This window comes from Parasynechococcus marenigrum WH 8102 (assembly GCF_000195975.1).
Taxonomy (GTDB): Bacteria; Cyanobacteriota; Cyanobacteriia; order PCC-6307; family Cyanobiaceae; genus Parasynechococcus; species Parasynechococcus marisnigri.
In genome coordinates this window covers 2,229,710-2,246,368 of record NC_005070.1, presented here as the reverse complement: position 1 = coordinate 2,246,368, position 16,659 = coordinate 2,229,710, and the positions used below count along the sequence as shown (strand labels likewise).

General features: G+C 61.5%; 21 protein-coding genes. 16 read left to right on the top strand and 5 right to left on the bottom strand.

What is annotated here, in order from left to right; genetic code table 11:
* Positions 1-14: 14 nt before the first annotated feature.
* The 6 genes from secE to rplL all read left to right on the top strand — a co-directional run bounded on the left by secE (position 15) and on the right by rplL (position 3,476).
* Positions 15-257, top strand: a complete 243-nt coding sequence (gene secE / locus TX72_RS11840) for a preprotein translocase subunit SecE (protein WP_011129198.1) — start codon at positions 15-17, stop codon at positions 255-257.
* 19 nt (positions 258-276) lie between these two features.
* Entirely contained in the window at positions 277-945 is a 669-nt protein-coding gene (gene nusG / locus TX72_RS11835) for a transcription termination/antitermination protein NusG (protein ID WP_011129197.1), read from the top strand.
* Between the two features lie 107 nt (positions 946-1,052).
* Complete coding sequence (rplK, locus tag TX72_RS11830) at positions 1,053-1,478, top strand: 50S ribosomal protein L11 (protein ID WP_011129196.1); 426 nt, start codon at positions 1,053-1,055, stop codon at positions 1,476-1,478.
* Between the two features lie 71 nt (positions 1,479-1,549).
* Positions 1,550-2,257 carry a 50S ribosomal protein L1 gene (gene rplA, locus TX72_RS11825; protein WP_011129195.1) on the top strand — a complete coding sequence of 236 codons (708 nt, stop codon included), beginning with the start codon at positions 1,550-1,552 and terminating at the stop codon, positions 2,255-2,257.
* Between the two features lie 239 nt (positions 2,258-2,496).
* The gene (rplJ, locus tag TX72_RS11820; protein WP_011129194.1) at positions 2,497-3,024 is read left to right on the top strand and encodes a 50S ribosomal protein L10; all 528 of its coding nucleotides are present in this window, start codon (positions 2,497-2,499) and stop codon (positions 3,022-3,024) included.
* Between the two features lie 56 nt (positions 3,025-3,080).
* A complete protein-coding gene (rplL, locus tag TX72_RS11815) occupies positions 3,081-3,476 on the top strand; it encodes a 50S ribosomal protein L7/L12 (protein ID WP_011129193.1) in 396 nt (131 codons plus the stop codon).
* Between the two features lie 274 nt (positions 3,477-3,750).
* Here rplL and TX72_RS11810 read toward each other — a convergent pair whose 3' ends face one another.
* Entirely contained in the window at positions 3,751-4,446 is a 696-nt protein-coding gene (locus TX72_RS11810) for a DUF3747 domain-containing protein (RefSeq protein ID WP_042504497.1), read from the bottom strand.
* Positions 4,447-4,496: 50 nt separating this feature from the next.
* Between TX72_RS11810 and TX72_RS11805 the strand changes: the two genes are divergently transcribed.
* From TX72_RS11805 to TX72_RS13660, 4 genes are all read left to right on the top strand, one after another.
* Positions 4,497-5,243 (top strand): ribonuclease H family protein, encoded by a 747-nt coding sequence (locus tag TX72_RS11805; RefSeq protein ID WP_011129191.1) that lies wholly within the window; start codon positions 4,497-4,499, stop codon positions 5,241-5,243.
* 9 nt (positions 5,244-5,252) lie between these two features.
* Positions 5,253-6,443 (top strand): quinone-dependent dihydroorotate dehydrogenase, encoded by a 1,191-nt coding sequence (locus TX72_RS11800; protein WP_011129190.1) that lies wholly within the window; start codon positions 5,253-5,255, stop codon positions 6,441-6,443.
* A 251-nt stretch (positions 6,444-6,694) separates the two neighbouring features.
* Positions 6,695-6,937 carry a hypothetical protein gene (locus tag TX72_RS11795; RefSeq protein WP_042503959.1) on the top strand — a complete coding sequence of 81 codons (243 nt, stop codon included), beginning with the start codon at positions 6,695-6,697 and terminating at the stop codon, positions 6,935-6,937.
* A 34-nt stretch (positions 6,938-6,971) separates the two neighbouring features.
* Positions 6,972-7,964: a type II secretion system protein GspD gene (locus TX72_RS13660; protein ID WP_083810667.1), complete on the top strand. Its 993-nt coding sequence runs from the start codon at positions 6,972-6,974 to the stop codon at positions 7,962-7,964.
* A 3-nt stretch (positions 7,965-7,967) separates the two neighbouring features.
* Here TX72_RS13660 and TX72_RS11785 read toward each other — a convergent pair whose 3' ends face one another.
* Positions 7,968-8,768, bottom strand: coding sequence for a pentapeptide repeat-containing protein (locus TX72_RS11785; RefSeq protein ID WP_011129188.1), 801 nt, complete (start codon positions 8,766-8,768; stop codon positions 7,968-7,970).
* Between the two features lie 49 nt (positions 8,769-8,817).
* On the opposite strand from TX72_RS11785, the gene TX72_RS11780 reads away from it, so the two are divergent.
* Complete coding sequence (locus TX72_RS11780) at positions 8,818-9,894, top strand: threonine-phosphate decarboxylase (protein WP_011129187.1); 1,077 nt, start codon at positions 8,818-8,820, stop codon at positions 9,892-9,894.
* A 2-nt stretch (positions 9,895-9,896) separates the two neighbouring features.
* On the opposite strand, the gene TX72_RS11775 is transcribed toward TX72_RS11780, so the two are convergent.
* Positions 9,897-10,973, bottom strand: a complete 1,077-nt coding sequence (locus TX72_RS11775; protein ID WP_011129186.1) for a UDP-N-acetylglucosamine--N-acetylmuramyl-(pentapeptide) pyrophosphoryl-undecaprenol N-acetylglucosamine transferase — start codon at positions 10,971-10,973, stop codon at positions 9,897-9,899.
* A gap of 70 nt (positions 10,974-11,043) precedes the next feature.
* Here TX72_RS11775 and TX72_RS11770 point away from each other — a divergent pair, with 70 nt between their 5' ends.
* The gene (locus tag TX72_RS11770) at positions 11,044-11,787 is read left to right on the top strand and encodes a DUF8623 domain-containing protein (protein WP_225867706.1); all 744 of its coding nucleotides are present in this window, start codon (positions 11,044-11,046) and stop codon (positions 11,785-11,787) included.
* A 21-nt stretch (positions 11,788-11,808) separates the two neighbouring features.
* On the opposite strand, the gene TX72_RS11765 is transcribed toward TX72_RS11770, so the two are convergent.
* A complete protein-coding gene (locus tag TX72_RS11765; protein WP_011129184.1) occupies positions 11,809-12,690 on the bottom strand; it encodes an NAD(P)-dependent oxidoreductase in 882 nt (293 codons plus the stop codon).
* Between the two features lie 73 nt (positions 12,691-12,763).
* Here TX72_RS11765 and TX72_RS11760 point away from each other — a divergent pair, with 73 nt between their 5' ends.
* Positions 12,764-13,120, top strand: coding sequence for a hypothetical protein (locus TX72_RS11760; RefSeq protein ID WP_011129183.1), 357 nt, complete (start codon positions 12,764-12,766; stop codon positions 13,118-13,120).
* A gap of 7 nt (positions 13,121-13,127) precedes the next feature.
* On the opposite strand, the gene TX72_RS11755 is transcribed toward TX72_RS11760, so the two are convergent.
* Positions 13,128-14,336, bottom strand: coding sequence for a phosphoglycerate kinase (locus TX72_RS11755; protein WP_011129182.1), 1,209 nt, complete (start codon positions 14,334-14,336; stop codon positions 13,128-13,130).
* 66 nt (positions 14,337-14,402) lie between these two features.
* On the opposite strand from TX72_RS11755, the gene TX72_RS11750 reads away from it, so the two are divergent.
* The 3 genes from TX72_RS11750 to TX72_RS11740 are packed head-to-tail and all read left to right on the top strand — an operon-like array spanning position 14,403 to position 16,617.
* On the top strand, positions 14,403-14,762 hold the full coding sequence (locus TX72_RS11750) for a universal stress protein (RefSeq protein WP_011129181.1): 360 nt from the start codon (positions 14,403-14,405) through the stop codon (positions 14,760-14,762).
* Complete coding sequence (gene ylqF / locus TX72_RS11745; protein ID WP_011129180.1) at positions 14,759-15,625, top strand: ribosome biogenesis GTPase YlqF; 867 nt, start codon at positions 14,759-14,761, stop codon at positions 15,623-15,625. The genes TX72_RS11750 and ylqF overlap by 4 nt, the downstream gene beginning before the upstream one ends.
* Positions 15,622-16,617 carry an RluA family pseudouridine synthase gene (locus tag TX72_RS11740; RefSeq protein ID WP_011129179.1) on the top strand — a complete coding sequence of 332 codons (996 nt, stop codon included), beginning with the start codon at positions 15,622-15,624 and terminating at the stop codon, positions 16,615-16,617. Before ylqF ends, TX72_RS11740 begins: the two co-directional genes overlap by 4 nt.
* Positions 16,618-16,659 lie beyond the last annotated feature (42 nt).

The following is a 16,659-nucleotide window of genomic DNA, read 5'->3' as shown; positions in this document are numbered from 1 at the left end:
CCGGTCCCCCTTCCGTGACCAGCCCGATCTCCGAGGACACCTCTAAGAAGAGTCCTGACACCAAGCCTGCAGAACCTGCCGCACCCCGCGGTTTTCTGCCTGCCACGGTCGACGAACTCAAGCTTGTGGTCTGGCCCAGCCGTCAGCAGCTGTTCAGCGAATCGATCGCTGTGATCCTGATGGTGAGCTTGTCGGCCGCCGGCATTGCCGCGGTCAGTCGCTTCTTCGGATGGGCGTCATCCCAGGTGTTCCGCTGATCCGCACCCCTTTTCAGCCGTGCCCGACGATCTGACCACAACGGACCCCGCCGAGGTGCTCGACCTGCCGGCCCCGAATGAGGGTGAGGAGGGCACGCTGTCGGATGTTCCGGCCGCCAACACGGCCATCGCCCGCTGGTACGCCGTCCAGGTGGCCTCCAGCTGCGAGAAAAAGGTGAAGGCGACCCTGGAGCAGCGGGCGATCACCCTGGGGGTGAGCAAACGCATCCTCGAGATCGAGATTCCGCAGACCCCTGCGGTCAAGGTGAAGAAGGACGGTTCTCGTCAGTCCACCGAGGAGAAAGTGTTCCCCGGATATGTGCTGGTGCGGATGGTGCTCGATGAGGACACGATGATGGCCGTCCGCAGCACACCGAACGTGATCAACTTCGTTGGGGCGGAAGACCGGCGCGCCGCCGGTAAGGCTCGCGGCCACATCAAGCCACGCCCCCTCAGCCGCGCTGAGGTGGACCGGATCTTCAAACGTGCTGCCGAGAAGAAAACCGTCGTCAAGGTGGATCTCACCGAAGGCGATCAGATCCTGGTAACTGCTGGGCCGTTCAAGGACTTCCAGGGTGAGGTGATCGAGGTTTCTGGCGAACGCAACAAGCTCAAGGCCCTGTTGTCCATCTTTGGTCGGGAGACCCCGGTGGAACTGGAGTTCTCTCAGATCTCCAAACAGAACTGACAACGGGCGGCCGCTTCCCTGTGGAGGGCGGCCTGAGGGGTGATTTTCACCCTGCCCCACCCTGCCTACGGGCCTGGTGATCCGCAGAAGTCAAAAGCCGTTCGTCAATGGCCAAGAAAGTCACCGCTGTTATCAAGCTGGCCCTCCAGGCCGGCAAAGCCAACCCCGCGCCGCCGGTGGGCCCTGCCCTCGGTCAGCACGGTGTGAACATCATGATGTTCTGCAAGGAGTACAACGCTCGGACGCAGGACAAGGCCGGTTTTGTGATTCCGGTGGAGATCTCGGTCTATGAAGACCGCAGCTTCACCTTCATCACCAAGACGCCCCCGGCGTCGGTGTTGATCACCAAGGCCGCCAAGATCGAGAAAGGTTCCGGCGAGTCCGCCAAGGGCAATGTTGGATCGATCAACCGAGCTCAGCTCGAGGAGATCGCCAAAACCAAGCTTCCCGATCTCAACTGCACAAGCGTTGAGTCCGCGATGCGGATCATCGAAGGAACCGCCCGAAACATGGGCGTGTCCATCAGCGACTGATCGTCGCCGCCTCATTCTTCAACCCTTACCGGGGGAGACATCGCTGATGTCGTCTGTACCCCACTCCTGTTATGCCCAAACTCTCCAAGCGACTGGCAGGTCTTGCCAGCAAGATCGAGGATCGCGTCTACGAACCCCTCGAGGCGATTGCCCTGGTGAAGGACAACGCCACCGCCAAGTTCGACGAAACGATGGAGGCCCACGTGCGCCTCGGCATCGACCCCAAGTACACCGACCAGCAGCTGCGCACCACCGTGGCGCTGCCCAATGGAACTGGCCAGACCGTTCGCATCGCGGTGGTGACCCGTGGTGAGAAGGTTGCCGAAGCCAAGGCCGCCGGTGCCGAACTGGCCGGTGATGAAGATCTGGTGGAGACCATCGCCAAAGGCGAGATGGAGTTCGACCTGTTGATCGCCACTCCGGACATGATGCCCAAGGTGGCGAAACTGGGTCGTGTCCTCGGTCCCCGGGGCTTGATGCCGAACCCTAAGGCCGGAACGGTGACCATCGATCTGGCCGGAGCTATCCAGGAATTCAAGGCCGGCAAATTGGAATTCCGAGCTGACCGCACCGGTATCGTCCACGTCCGCTTCGGCAAGGCGAGCTTTACTGCCGAAGCTCTGCTGCAGAACCTCAAGACCCTGCAGGAGACCATCGACCGCAACAAGCCCAGCGGTGCGAAGGGCCGCTACTGGAAGTCTCTGTATGTGACGTCCACCATGGGCCCGTCCGTGGAGGTGGACTTCTCCGCACTTCAGGACATTGAGCAGGGGAGCTGAGCAGGCAATCCTCTACAATTTCACATTGGCGAAAGCCAAACCGGGCACGCGCCCGGCCTGAGACAGCAGGATTTCAATTGGCCCGTTCCTGACGGGCCAGTCGATGTAATCCCTGCCGAGGCAGACGCGACATGATTTTTGTCCCATTCGGGATTGGATCGACACGCGGCCTCGTCTTCTTCTGAAGACTCGATCGGCCGTGTGTCCAGCTTGTTCCCCCTCGATCCGATCCAATCCCTATGGGCCGCACGCTGGAGAGCAAGCAGCAGATCGTCGGAGAGCTCAAAGAGCTCCTCGCCGAGTCCGAACTAGCGCTGGTTCTTGATTACAAGGGCCTCTCCATCAAGGAAATGTCCGACCTGCGGGATCGTCTGCGGGCTGGTAACGCGGTGTGCAAGGTGACCAAAAACACCTTGATGCGCCGTGCCATTGATGGTGACAGCGCCTGGTCGAATCTCGACTCTCTTCTGACAGGCACCAATGCCTTCGTCCTGATCAAGGGCGATGTCGGTGCCGGTGTGAAGGCCGTTCAGGCGTTCCAGAAGGAGACCAAGAAGTCCGAAACCAAAGGCGGCCTTTTCGAAGGCAAGCTGCTGTCCCAGGACGAGATCAAGGCCATTGCCGATCTCCCCTCCAAAGAGCAGCTCATGGCTCAGATCGCCGGTGCGATCAACGCTGTGGCCACCAAGGTTGCTGTGGGCATCAACGAGGTTCCCTCCGGTCTCGCGCGGGCGCTCAAGCAGCACGCCGAAGGCGGCGACAGCTGAGCGCTCTCTGCCGACATCACTGGTTTCACTGATCTGTTGCTTCTTCATTCACAACCATGTCTGCAAAAACCGACGAAATTCTCGAATCACTGAAGTCCCTCTCTCTGCTGGAAGCTTCCGAGCTGGTCAAGCAGATCGAGGAAGCCTTCGGTGTGTCCGCCGCCGCGTCCGCCGGCGTCGTGATGGCTGCCCCTGGCGCTGCTGCCGGCGGCGGTGGTGGTGAAGTCGCCGAGGAAAAGACCGAATTCGACGTCATCCTCGAAAGCTTCGACGCCGCAGCCAAGATCAAGGTGCTCAAGGCTGTGCGCAACGCCACCGGCCTGGGTCTTGGCGACGCCAAGGCTCTGGTGGAAGCTGCTCCCAAGCCCATCAAGGAAGGCATCTCCAAGGACGAAGCCGAAGCTCTCAAGAAAGAGATCGAAGAAGTGGGCGGCAAGGTCACCCTCAAGTGATCCTTTTTGGGCTGGTCTCACCGGCCCGATTCACCTCTTCCACAAAACCAAGCCGGTCCCCAGGGGCCGGTTTTTTGTTGGACACTTGCTCAATAAAAAACCCCCGCCGAAGGCAGGGGTTTTTTTTAAGTGGAACACGTTCAGGAGTCTGTCCTTGTTTCGACCCTGAAGAGGCGTTCAGCACTCCTCACACATTCACAAACTAATGGCGAGGAAACGAATATCCAACTTCAACAGGTCGGCCTGTCAACTGGCACTGTGACAGTCGCTGGCCTCAGGGTCGATAGGGAAGGACCTCCAGCCGAATGGGCTCGCCGCTGGCGATGCGCTGATTGATGCGTGGGGCCATGGGTGCCGTTGGGGCCCCCAGCCGGCTGAAACCACTGGTGCCGGCTCTCTCCGCCCGGGCCAGTAGCCGGTTCACGGGGTCTGGGTGAGAGAAATAAACGTGGCCCAGGGTGCGGCCTTTGTAGACACGCCGCTCCAGGCGCCAGGCTGGATCCAGCTGAATCTGAATGAAACCGTTGCGATCACGTCTGGGAACCGTTGCCCGGCCGACCACGATTGGGGCCCCCTGGCGTGGGTTCAAAGCCTGCAACTGCAAGCTGTTGCCGCTTTGCCTCAGGCTCAGCCGAAAGCGGCTGCCGAGGTCTTCACCTCCACTGCGGAGGGAATAGCCATTGCTGTCGAGGTAACGGCTGCAGATTCCGGCAAAATTGAACGTGTTGAGGGTCGGATCCACCAGACCATCCGCCCGCGGTGTCCAGCAGCGGGGCCGTTGCTTGATCTGCTCCAGCACCAGCAGCTTCCAATTGCGCTCTCCCACCGGCTGAGCCAGCACCGCGAAGCGGTTCTGCTGGAGTGCTTTGCTGTCGAACAGGCCGTGGGCGGATCGAGCCGCAGGCAACAATCCCGCTGCGCTCCCGACAACTGCGGCCAGGATCAGGTTGCGGAGGTAGGTTCGCCCCATCATTGGCATGCGAGAAACCACGTTGTACCGAAACCAGTGCAGGGGGAGCAATGGCTGAAGAACGTGGTCGGGTTGTGGCTGCAGCCACCGATGGAGCCTGCAGTGGCAACCCGGGTCCAGGCGGTTGGGGCGCTTTGCTGCGATTTGAAGATGGCAGTGTTGAGGAATTCGGCGGCCATGACCCGGCAACGACCAACAACCGCATGGAACTGCAGGCGGCGCTGGAGTTGCTGCAGCGCCTGAAACAACTGCCACGCCATCCCGATCTGACGATTCGCACCGACAGCAAGTACCTGATCGATGGGCTCGGCTCCTGGATGAAGGGCTGGAAGCGCAAGGGTTGGAAGACAGCGGCTGGCAAGCCTGTGCTCAACCAGGATCTCTGGAAAGCCCTGGATGCAGCTCGGCTGGATGATGTGCCGCTGGCCTACGTGAAAGGTCACAGCGGTGATCCGGACAACGACCGTGTCGACCGGATCGCAGTTGCTTTTTCCCAGGGGCGTTCGTTGGATCTCGGCCAGCCAGCCGTTGAGAGCGACGTTGCGGCAGTCGATGTCGATGCTGATCCGGCACCACAACCGCTGGTGCAGTTGCTGAACCGCCTGGAGCTGGCGGACCGGTTGGCGGATGGAGGGTTCAGTCTCAGCCTGGTGGAGCTGGCGCAGCTGGTGGAACTCCCGCTCAAGCAGCTGGAGCAGCGTCGGGAGTCCTGGAGCTGGCGGGACTGGCGGGTGCACCCGGATAAGGAGGGTCGCTGGACCCTGCAGCGTCGCGAGGCAGGATCAGAACAGTCCTGAGCGATCGCCATGCCGCCATCCCCTCTCAGCAGCGGCGCGTTCTATCAGCGCTGGCTAGGGCCGGTGCTCGCCAATGACGAGGGGCTCGATGCTGAACAGTTGTCCTGCACAGCACTGACAGCTCTGGGACAGGCCTCGCTCAGGCGCCAGTGGCCTCTGGTGTCCACGGTGCTGGAGGGCTTGGCCGGTGATCTGCAGCGCCGTGATCTGCGGCTCGAGCAGGTGTTGTTCGGTTGCCGTTTCCCTAATCCTGTGGGTCTTGCGGCTGGTTTCGACAAGAACGGGGTGGCAGCTGGACTGTGGGATCGCTTTGGCTTTGGCTTTGCTGAGGTGGGCACGGTCACCTGGCATGGTCAGCCCGGCAATCCCCGCCCGCGGTTGTTTCGCTTGGCTCAGGAACAGGCCGCTCTCAATCGGATGGGGTTCAACAACGACGGTGCCCAGGCGTTGCGCAGAACCCTGGAACGTCAACGGCTGGCCCCCCCCGGTCGTCGCCCGGCTGTCCTGGGAATCAACGTCGGTAAATCCAAGGTCACAGCGTTGGAACAGGCCCCTGAGGATTACGCCTCCTCGCTGGAACTGCTGGCTCCCCTGGCGGATTACGCCGTGATCAATGTGAGTTCTCCCAATACCCCTGGGCTGCGGGATCTGCAGGATTCCAGCCAGTTGCGGCGGCTGGTGGAGCGGCTGCGTCGCTTGCCGGCCTGTCCGCCGTTGCTGGTGAAGATTGCACCGGATCTTGAGGATGAGGCGATTGATGGCATTGCCCGGCTGGCCTTCGAGGAGGGGCTGGCGGGGGTGATTGCGGTGAACACCAGCCTGGATCGCCTGGGGTTGGAGCAGCGTCGGCTGTTGCAGACCGGCCGCACCTTGGCGGAGGAGGCTGGTGGTCTCAGTGGTGCGCCCTTGCGGCAACGGGCGCTGGAGGTGATTCGCCGGCTGCGGGCCAGCGCCGGTCCGGCCTTGACGCTGATCGGTGTTGGAGGCATTGATTCGGCAGAGATTGCCTGGGAGCGGATCACCGCCGGAGCGTCGTTGATTCAGCTGTACACCGGCTGGATTTTCCAGGGTCCCGAGCTGGTGCCACGCATCCTTGAAGGGCTTCAGCTGCAGTTGGACCGCCATGGCTTGCGCAGCATTGCTGAAGCGGTGGGAAGTGGCTTGCCTTGGCTGCCCGGTTCAGAGGATGCGGAAGGCTGATTCGGTGGTTAAAGATTCAATTGACTTACTTCAAGATTGGCGGAGTGAGTCCATCAGGAATTGATGATCGTTTTTTGATTTCACCATGCTTCTTTAACTCAGAATCAAAGAATGGAGTGATTTAATTGTTGATCGCGATTAAAAGATTTTTTTGATGAAAACCAGGTGAATGAGTCGCCTGTATTGCCTATAAAATTTGTCTTGTCTTCTTGCCACGATCTGGATATCCTGGGTCAAAACAATGTGTCTGATTGAGTCCGCTGTCCCTGGCTGAAATTCCTCAGGTTCAGGCTTTTCAGACCGGCTTGAAGCGTCTTCTTGGCGTACGTCGAGTTCTGGCGTTGGCTACACAGCGTCGATTGATCTGTTGCTGGCAGCACAAGTCGCTCTGGTACTGGCGATCCATTGATTGGCCCCCTGATGCCTGCCGTGATGGCATGCCGATGCAGCGTGAGGTGATGAGCGAGGCGCTGGGGGAGCTTCTTTTTGAATAACGATAAAAGCATCGACTCCAGTTTTTCGGCGCGTATGGGTGACGTCTTTCTCGTTAGTCAGAGTGGAAAAGCGCACATGAACTTTGGTCAGAATATGCCCAGTTCTGCAGATGCTACGGGTGTCTATGATGGCTCCAACCCAATGCAGCCAGGTGTCTTGCCTGGTGATTCGGGGGTTCCTGCTCAGATTGTTAATCCTTCTTTTATTCCCTTGGCTGAGAGTGCGGAAGTCGTTGAGGATAGAGATGAATCTGGAAAGATAACTGGTTATACTGTTTTGAAAAAACCGCTTCTTGTTAATGGTCAAGAGGTGTATGTGCCGGATGCTAACCCCAATTCGCAGCAGCAGTTGGTCCCTGTATACGACAAGTATGGCAGGGAAAAGCTTGTTCCAAAGAGAGAGTTAAATTCTTACAAAGATGACTCTTTTTATTCCTATGTGGAGGCCATGATTCAGTCTTCCAGTGCCAAAACATTGGCCCAGCCCACATTGTTGGTGCAGGAAGGGGAGACCGCCATGGTTGAAACAGGTCAGAGTGTGATTACAGGAGTGAGTGCTACGGAAACAGCCAATGGTTCAACACAGTTTCAGAACACCCGCGAAAATGCTGGCCTCACCGTTGATCTTTCGGTGAGCAAAATTGATGACAATGGATTCATCAGTCTTGAGCTTAAGCCTGAAATATCTGTGCCGATTCCTGCCGGAACGCAGGAAGGTGTCGGAATCTTCAACATTCAGGCTCGGAAATTGGAGTCTGGAAGCATCCGCCTGCGGGACGGACAGTCGTTGATTCTCACGGGTGTGATTACCGATTCGGACCGTCAGCAGGTGCGTAAGTGGCCGATTCTTGGCGACATGCCACTGATTGGGCAGCTGTTCCGCCAGTCCTCGTCGTCTCGTGAAAAGAACGAATTGGTGATCATCGTCACGCCGACCATTCTTGATGATGAGCAGGGCGGTCGCTTCGGTTACGGCTATCAACCGGGCACGCCGGCGGGGCGTCAGCTGGTTCAGTCCGAGGTCTGAAGATCAGGGAATCATCGGCATCAGAGCTTTCAGTGCGATCGGCCCAAGCGCTTGGGCTGCAGACAGTGCTCCGCTGAGCAACATCGAGCCCACGCCATTCCCCCCCTGCGCCGCTAATCTCTGGTCAGCAGGGTCCTCGACCCGTTGGCTCGCCAGTTGCAGTTGCTGAGCTTTCACGCTGTCACCCTGTTCCTCAAACAAGCGACCGGCATGGGCCAGGTCCCTCGCGGCCAGCTGGGTCTTGCCCTGTTCTCCACGGCTCAGGCCTCGTGCCACCCAGCTCAGCGGCTCCTCTGGTTTGCGACCAATCGCTGCACTGAACAGGGTCTCTGCTTCTTGCCAGTGTCCGGCTTGGGCGGAATCCACTCCGGCGTTGTGAAGCGCTGCATGGCTGCGAGTTCCCGCCTCGATCCCCCGGGCGCCCTGCCAGTGGCTCTGTTCCAGAGCCACTGGGCTCAGCTGGGCGCCGCTCAGGTCGCTGTTGCGTAGATCTGTGCCGTAAAGCCTGCTGCCACGCAGGTCGGCTCCCCGCAACGAGGCCCCGTTCAGGCTGGTGAAACTCAGGTCTGCTCCCTTGAGATCGGCTCCGTCCAGACGGGCCTGGCCGAGATTGGCGCGCTGCAGCTCCGCTCCCTGTAGATCCGCATCGCGGAGATCGGCATGCACAAGATCAGCGTCCGCCAGGCGGCAGTTTGCACAGCGCCCGCTTTGCAGCACACGAACCAGATCGTTGGCATCCGCGCTCCATGCCTGTGGGGCGGTGGCCAGCATCAATGGCAACAGCAGTAGACCTCGAAGCGCCATGGGCGGTGGGCGACGCTGGGGATGTCTCTGGGTTGTATCGGGAGTCGCGATGGACGTCGAGCATCGTCACGGCGGCAACCGGGCTTCGATCGCCACGCGCCTCGGCTGCCGACCCTCTGATCTGCTGGATGCCAGCGCATCTTTGGTGCCCTGGACTCCGCGTCTGCCTCGCCTCAGCCGATCGATCATCCGTGACTACCCGGATCGCAGTCATAACCTGCTGCGATGCGACCTTGCGAGGCTGCATGGTGTTCCCTGTGAGCTGCTGCTGGCGGGGAACGGGGCCGCGGAACTGTTCACCTGGGCGGCGCGAGATGCGGCCAGCTCTGGCCCGAGCTTGGTGCCATCGCCAGGGTTCGCTGATTACAGCCGAGCCCTGGGTTGTTGGGATGGGCCCTGGGTCCGTCACCAGCTGCCCCTCAGCTGGAGTGCTGATCGTCCTCAACCCATTCCGCAAACCCCTGAGGCTGAGGTGTTGTGGATCTGCAACCCCCACAACCCCACAGGTCAGCTCTGGAGTCGGGCCTCTCTGGAACCATTGCTGAGGCGATTCCGTCTGGTGATCTGCGATGAAGCCTTTCTGCCGCTGGTGCCCGATGGCGAGCATCAGTCATTGATTCCGTTGGTGGCCGAGACCGGGAATCTGGTGGTGATTCGCAGCCTCACTAAGCTCTATGGGATTGCCGGGTTGCGGCTCGGGTATGCCGTTGCACAGCCCGAACGCCTGCAGCGCTGGGCCCAGTGGCGCGATCCCTGGCCTGTCAATGGCATCGCCATGGCCGTTGGCCAACACGTGTTGTCGTCGACCCGTCGCCATCAGCGCTGGTGTCGGAAAACGCAGGCTTGGGCTGCGCGGGAAGGAGCCTGGATGCAGCAGCAGCTTGCGGTGTTGCCAGGCATCACTCCCATGCCATCAGCGGTGAATTATCTGTTGATTCGGGCGAACCGATCTCTGTTGCCCCTGCGCGAAGCCTTGGAGCAGCACCACAGGATCCTTCTGCGCGACTGCCGCTCGTTTGAAGGGCTGGGCGAGAACTGGCTCCGGATCGGTCTGCAGTCGCGCCGGAACAACCGACGCATTGTCAGCGCGATGCGCAAGGAGCTGAGCCGTACGCCCTTGGGTTGAGGTCAATCCAACAGGCTTTGCAGCAGATCCACCAAGCGCTGATCGGCATCGCGGATGGCCAGCCGTTCCATGCCTTCACGCATGGATGGGAGCAGGGAAGGGTCAGCGTCGGGATGCCCGAGCCGGTGACCAAGCAGACATTGAATCGTTTGCTGCAGCACCGTTGCCTCCGGTTCGTGCTGGTGGACGATCACAGCCCCGCCCTGCTCTGCGGCACAGGCGGCGTTGGCCTCCTGGTGTTGATCCGCCGCCTGGGGGAACGGCACCAAGATCGTGGGGGTTCCGCACACCGCCAGTTCACTCAGACTGCCGGCGCCGGCACGGCTCACCGCCAGGTCGGCATGTTGCAGCAGGCCAGGGATTTCGTCGCTGAAGGGTTGCTCCACCAGCAACGGGTGTTGCACCTGGCCCACTTCGGTGTCGTTGCGGCCGGTGAGGTGCACCACACGGCAGCCTTGCTCGAGCAATGGCGGCAACACAGCCCGCACCATGCGATTCAGCCCCACGGCCCCTTGGCTGCCGCCGATTACCACCAGCAGTGGACCCCTGCCTTCAGGCACCCATGCAGGACAAGGTTGGCTCTGCAGAAAATCAGCCCTCACCGGCATGCCCGTCATCAACGGTCGGCTGCCGGGTATGCGTCCGGCGGCCGCAGGTAAGCCAACAGCCACGGCCCCGCAGAAACGACCCAGCAACCGCGTCACCCGACCGGGGATGGCATTCGCCTCGTGCAGCACCGTTGGAACGCCGCAGAATCGTGCGGCAAGGATGGCGGGAGCAGCGATGTAGCCGCCGGTGCTAAGCACCAGTTGGATGCGTTCCCGCCGGATCAGACGGGCCACGCTGACCCCTGCGGCCAGCAGTAGCAGCAGCTGGACTGCCTTGCTCAGCCTGCTGCCTTGCAGTCCCCCTGCATTCACAGTGAACAGGCTGTAGCGCGCTGGAACCAGCTGTGTTTCGAGGCGGTCTGGGACCCCCAGCCAGCGCACCTGCCAATCCTCAGGGAGTGCTTCTGCCACTGCTAAGGCGGGAAACAGGTGGCCACCGGTGCCGCTCGCGGCGATCAGGAGCCGGGTCATGGCGGCGGACGTTCCTGTGCTTGGCGCCTAACTTAGGTCGATCAAAGGGGTTGGACTGGTGAGATTTTCGGTGCGAGCAGCCTTTTTGGGCATGGTCTGCGCCCTTGCGATTCCTCTGCCGGTGTTGGCAGCAGGAGGCGTAGCTTCAACCCCTGCTGTTGGGTATGGCAGCCGCCTGGAGATGGCCCTCAACAGCGGCGATGCCAAAGACCTGACCTACCTGACCGGGCCTGATCTGAGCAGTACCGTTCAGCGTCGCTACGACCGCTTCTCGACCGAGTTCCCTGCGGCCATCTGGAGCGTGGATGTCATGGAACCACTGGTGGATGGGCGCTCCCGTTTACAGGTCAGCGTGCGTGGCACAGGTCAGGCCGATGGTCTGGACTATCGGCTTGAGGCGTCGCAGACCATCGCGGTCAGGATCGAGGCCGGTGTGATGGTCGAGGAGGAGTTGCTCGAGGAGCATTCGTTGCTGCGTAGTGGCACGGCTGATTTGCCGATCACACTGCAGATACCCAAGACTGTGCTCACTGGCAGCCGCTACGACATTGATGTGATTTTCGATGAGCCCCTGGGTCAGGCGGTGGCGGCTGGAGGGCTGATCCAGTTGACTCCGGAACAGCGCCTGGAACAGCGGCGACCCACCATCCAGTTGGCTCCCCTAGGAGGTGGAGGCTTGTTCAAGCAGGTGCAGGCGCCCCAGCGTTCAGGCATTCAGTCCTGGGCCGTGATGCTGGTGCACCCTGATGGCGTGATCACGGCAACCCAGCAGGTGCGGGTCGTCGACACAGAGGCCCAGCTGGCACGATATTGACTCGTAATAGACTCGATATACTCACGATTTCGTCTCAAATTGTCGGTGCAGGGCTGAGACGTCCTCATCGCCATGCCCTTGCTGCATCAGGTCATGTTCCAGCTGTCGCACCGTGCGGCTGATCGGGAGCTCCAGCTGCACGCTTTCCGCTGCCTCCAGGGCGATCCCTAGATCCTTGTGGTGCAGGGCCAGGCGGAAACCCAGCGGGTAATGACCCATCAGCATTCCCGCTGAGCGATGGTCGAGGGCCCAGGAGCCAGCAGCTCCGCTCTTCAACGCCTCCACCACCTGGTCCATCGGCAGGTCGAGCCGCTTCCCCAGCGCCATCGCTTCCGCCACGGCGGCGTAGCTGCCAGCCACCAGCACCTGATTCACCGCCTTCACCTGTTGGCCGCGGCCCACAGGTCCGAAGTGGTGAATCGTGCTGCCGATCACCTCCAGCACGGGTCGCACGCAGGCCACCGCTGTGGACTCTCCGCCCACCAACAGCTTCAGCGTTCCTGCTTTGGCTCCTTCAGTGCCGCCGGTTACCGGGGCATCGAGATAGTGAATCCCCTGCTGGGCCAAGCGCTTGGCGCAGGCCATGGCTGTTGCAGGAGCGATGGTGGAGCAGTCCACCACCACCGAGCCGGGTCGCAGGGTTGAGGCCGCGCCGTCGGATCCGAACAGCACGGTTTCCACGGCTTGGTCATCGCTGACGCAGATCAGCAGCACATCGACGGCCTCGGCCGCTTCGGCCGGGCTGGCGCACGAGCGTGCTTCCTGAAGCTCAGGAGCCGTTTCAGCGCTCCGGCTACGGGTGTGCACATTGAGCAGGAAGCCGGATCGGCAGAGGTTGGCCGCCATCGGCCGTCCAATGGCGCCCAGACCGATGAAGCCGAGGTTCAGGTCACATCTGGTCATCCCTTTGGCCCGAAGCAATCAGATCTTGGTCAAACGATCCCATCACAGTGAGGTCAACCCCAATGCTGTGCCCATGAAGCGATCAGCCCTTCCTATTGCCTTGCTGGTTCTGTTGGTTGTGCCAGAGGTGGAGTTATCCCGCTCGGTCCAGGCAGCAGCCAAACCCTCGCAGGACCAGGAGCAGGCTCTTGTTCAAGCCCACAAAAACTGGTCCAAGCAGACCTATAACCAGCGCCTTGAGCTGATGCAAAGCAGCCAGCGCTGTGTGGATGCCGCTCAGAACATCAAGGCTTTGAAAGACTGCCGCCGACGCCACAAACAAGCCCGGAAGTCCCTGAGGCAGGACCGCCGGGCCTATCTGAATGAAGTCAGGAACGACGTTGGTCTTCCGGCGCGCCAGATGAGGAAGCGCCGGAAGCAGCAGGTCTGAGAAACGATCAGGCGGCGTCGTTGAGGGCGGCAACACCAGGCAGCACCTTGCCTTCTAGAAGTTCAAGGCTGGCGCCGCCACCGGTGGAGATGTGGGACATCTTGTCGGCCAGACCAGCCTTCTCCACAGCAGCCACGGAGTCACCACCGCCGATGATCGTGCAGCAGCCCTTGCCGCTGAGCTCCGCCAGGGTTGTGGCGATGGCGTTGGTGCCGGTGGCGAACTTCTCGAATTCGAACACGCCCATGGGGCCGTTCCAGATCACGGTCTGACAATCGCCAAGGGCGTCCTGGAACACCTTCACCGCATCAGGGCCGATGTCCAGACCCATCCAGCCGTCGGGGATGGCGGTGACATCAGCCACCTGGCTGTTGGCATCGGGGGCGAAGTTGTCGGCCAGCACCACATCGGTGGGCAGCAGCAGCTCAACGCCCTTGGCCTTGGCCTTGGCTTCCAGCTCCTTGGCCAGTTCAAGCTTGTCCTCTTCCACCAGGCTCTTGCCCACCGAGAGGCCACGGGCTTTGTAGAAGGTGAAGATCATGCCACCGCCGATCAGCACCTTGTCGCACTTGTCGATCAGGGCCTCGAGCACGCCGATCTTGGAGCTCACCTTGGAGCCACCGACGATGGCAGCGAGAGGACGCTTGGGCTCATCCACAGCACCCTGCAGGTACTGAAGCTCCTTTTCCATCAGGAAGCCAGCGACTGCGGGCTTGAGGAACTTGGTCACGCCCTCGGTGGAGGCGTGGGCGCGGTGGGCGGCGCCGAAGGCATCGTTCACGTACACCTCAGCCAAGCCAGCAAGCTTCTCGGCGAACCCAGCGTCGTTCTTCTCCTCCTCGGCGAAGAAGCGCACGTTCTCCAGCAGCACCACATCGCCATCGGCCATGGCGTTCACCTTGGCTTCAGCATCAGGGCCGATGCAGCTGTCGGTCTTGGCCACGGGCTTGCCCAGCAGTTCGCTCAGGCGGGCGGCCACGGGGGTGAGTCGCATGGCGTCGTTCACCTGACCCTTGGGGCGGCCGAAGTGAGCAGAAAGAATGACCTTGGCGCCCTTGCCGATCAGGTCGTTGATCGTGGGCAGGGCGGCGCGGATGCGGGTGTCGTCGGTGATCGCACCGGCCTCGTTCAGGGGCACGTTGAAATCAACCCGCACGAGAACGCGTTTGCCGCTCAGGTCGCCGGCGTTAAGGCTGGCCAGGGAACGCTTCGCCATGGGGTTGTGTCGTGCGGTAGGAAAACGGGAGGAGGTTAACCCGTGTTTTCGCGTCTCTGATCGGCGATGTTTGAGACCGTCCTCCTGCCCCTGGACGCCAACCCCCAGGCTCTGGACACAGCGGTCAAGGCCCTGGAGCTCGTTCAGGTCTACGACAGCCGCCTCGTGCTGCTCAGATTGCTGGATTTGGTGCCTGATCCACCGCTGCTGGTGCGGATCCAGGCGCGGATTGATCAGTCCGGTGTGCCCTGCCAGCGGCTGGAGCGCGGCGGTGAGCCCCTGACCGTGATCCTGGACGTGGCGGACGAGTTGAATGTGGATGTGATCGTGATGGGAACTGGCGGCGTGAGCCTCAACTCCAATGACGGCAGCACGGCAGCCCGCGTGATCGAGTTGGCTCCCTGTCCTGTCCTGGTGGTGCCATGAGCACACCGGCCATTCAGTGGTACCCCGGCCACATCGCCAAGGCGGAGCAGCAGCTCAGTCGCCACCTCGACAAGGTGGATCTGGTGATCGAAGTGCGCGATGCCAGGATTCCCCTGGCCACCGGGCACCCCCACCTGGACCGTTGGCTGAAGGGGAAGCAGCACCTGCTGGTGATCAACCGGCGTGACATGGTGACACCCGCGGCTCGGGAGGCCTGGGAGGCCTGGTTCAAAGGACGCGGCCAGCGCACGGTGTGGTGCGATGCCAAGGCGGGCACCGGTGTGAAGCAGGTGCAGCAGGCGGCTATTCGGGCTGGTGATCAGTTGAATGAACGGCGACGCAACCGCGGCATGCGGCCCCGGCCTGTGCGGGCCCTCACGCTGGGCTTCCCCAACGTCGGTAAGTCCGCGCTGATCAATCGCCTGGTGAAGCAGAAAGTGGTGGCCAGTGCCCGGCGGGCTGGCGTGACTCGTACGTTGCGTTGGGTGCGGCTGGGGCAGGACCTCGATCTGCTGGATGCTCCTGGGGTGTTGCCGCCCCGGCTGGATGATCAGCAGGCGGCGCTCCACCTGGCTCTCTGCGACGACATCGGCCAGGCCGCCTATGACGGCGAGCTTGTGGCCCAGGCCTTCCTGCAATTGCTGATTGATCTTCAGCAGCAGCAGGCCTCGGGCGTGGCCATCCCTGTGCTGGAAAGCCGCTACGGCATTCCAGTGCAGGGGGAAACGGCGGATCCCCCCTATTGGCTGGAGGCGGCGGCGCAGCGCCACACCTCTGGCGACACGGCCCGGATGGCCCAGCGCCTGTTGGATGACTTCCGCAAATCCGCCCTTGGCAGCATTGCCCTGGAGCTGCCGGAATGAGCCCCACCTGGAAGCGACCCCCATTGCCGGAGGAGACCTTCAGCGCGTCCTTCGGTGAGGGGGAGGGTGAACTGCTGACCCTCGTTTATCCCAAGCCGCTGCCGATGCGGTTGGACCGCTGGTTGGTGAGTCAGCGCACCGAGCAGAGCAGGGCCCGGATCCAGAAATTTATTGATGCCGGCTATGTGCGGGTGAACGGCAAGACCGGCAAAGCCAAAACCCCCCTGCGCCAGGGCGATGAGGTGCAGATGTGGATGCCGCCACCGGAGCCGTTGCCGTATCTCAAGCCGGAACCGATGGCGTTGGACGTCCTGTTCGAGGACGATCATCTGATCGTGATCAACAAGCCCGCCGGCCTCACGGTGCATCCAGCTCCAGGCAACAAGGACGGCACGCTGGTGAACGGTCTGTTGCATCACTGCCCTGATCTGCCGGGGATCAGCGGCAAGCTGCGCCCCGGGATTGTTCACCGGTTGGACAAAGACACCACCGGATGCATTGTGATTGCCAAATCCCAGCAAGCGCTGGTGCGGCTGCAGGGGCAGATCCAGAAGCGGATCGCCTCACGGGAATATCTGGCGGTGGTGCACGGCGTACCTGGTGGTGACAGCGGCACGATCGTGGGTGCCATAGGCCGCCATCCCGCTGATCGCAAAAAGTACGCCGTTGTCAACGATGACTCCGGCCGTTACGCCTGCACCCATTGGACGTTGCAGGAACGGCTTGGTGATTACTCGTTGCTGCGTTTCAAGCTGGATACCGGTCGCACCCATCAGATCCGGGTGCACTGCGCCCACATAAACCATCCGGTGGTGGGGGACCCCACCTACAGCCGCTGCCGCAAACTGCCGATGGAGCTGCCAGGGCAGGCCCTGCATGCGTTTCAGCTGGGCCTGGATCATCCGATCAGTGGGGAACGGATGGCTTTTCAGGCGCCGTTACCGCCGGTGATGGAGCGGTTGCTGGGGGTCTTGCGGCGGCGAATCGGTTGACAAATGTCTGGAACTCCCTTCCATAGATCAACTCCCTGACAG

What these genes read in the sequence shown, in the direction of transcription:
- TX72_RS11775 (WP_011129186.1), bottom strand. Translation starts at nt 10,973, where the DNA reads ATGACCCGGCTCCTGATCGCCGCGAGCGGCACCGGTGGCCACCTGTTT.
- TX72_RS11765 (WP_011129184.1), bottom strand. Translation starts at nt 12,690, where the DNA reads ATGACCAGATGTGACCTGAACCTCGGCTTCATCGGTCTGGGCGCCATT.
- rplA (WP_011129195.1), top strand. Translation starts at nt 1,550, where the DNA reads ATGCCCAAACTCTCCAAGCGACTGGCAGGTCTTGCCAGCAAGATCGAG.
- TX72_RS11755 (WP_011129182.1), bottom strand. Translation starts at nt 14,336, where the DNA reads ATGGCGAAGCGTTCCCTGGCCAGCCTTAACGCCGGCGACCTGAGCGGC.
- TX72_RS11780 (WP_011129187.1), top strand. Translation starts at nt 8,818, where the DNA reads ATGGACGTCGAGCATCGTCACGGCGGCAACCGGGCTTCGATCGCCACG.
- rplK (WP_011129196.1), top strand. Translation starts at nt 1,053, where the DNA reads ATGGCCAAGAAAGTCACCGCTGTTATCAAGCTGGCCCTCCAGGCCGGC.
- TX72_RS11800 (WP_011129190.1), top strand. Translation starts at nt 5,253, where the DNA reads ATGCCGCCATCCCCTCTCAGCAGCGGCGCGTTCTATCAGCGCTGGCTA.
- TX72_RS11740 (WP_011129179.1), top strand. Translation starts at nt 15,622, where the DNA reads ATGAGCCCCACCTGGAAGCGACCCCCATTGCCGGAGGAGACCTTCAGC.
- TX72_RS11785 (WP_011129188.1), bottom strand. Translation starts at nt 8,768, where the DNA reads ATGGCGCTTCGAGGTCTACTGCTGTTGCCATTGATGCTGGCCACCGCC.
- TX72_RS11805 (WP_011129191.1), top strand. Translation starts at nt 4,497, where the DNA reads ATGGCTGAAGAACGTGGTCGGGTTGTGGCTGCAGCCACCGATGGAGCC.
- ylqF (WP_011129180.1), top strand. Translation starts at nt 14,759, where the DNA reads ATGAGCACACCGGCCATTCAGTGGTACCCCGGCCACATCGCCAAGGCG.
- TX72_RS11810 (WP_042504497.1), bottom strand. Translation starts at nt 4,446, where the DNA reads ATGGGGCGAACCTACCTCCGCAACCTGATCCTGGCCGCAGTTGTCGGG.
- TX72_RS13660 (WP_083810667.1), top strand. Translation starts at nt 6,972, where the DNA reads ATGGGTGACGTCTTTCTCGTTAGTCAGAGTGGAAAAGCGCACATGAAC.
- rplJ (WP_011129194.1), top strand. Translation starts at nt 2,497, where the DNA reads ATGGGCCGCACGCTGGAGAGCAAGCAGCAGATCGTCGGAGAGCTCAAA.
- TX72_RS11760 (WP_011129183.1), top strand. Translation starts at nt 12,764, where the DNA reads ATGAAGCGATCAGCCCTTCCTATTGCCTTGCTGGTTCTGTTGGTTGTG.
- rplL (WP_011129193.1), top strand. Translation starts at nt 3,081, where the DNA reads ATGTCTGCAAAAACCGACGAAATTCTCGAATCACTGAAGTCCCTCTCT.
- TX72_RS11750 (WP_011129181.1), top strand. Translation starts at nt 14,403, where the DNA reads ATGTTTGAGACCGTCCTCCTGCCCCTGGACGCCAACCCCCAGGCTCTG.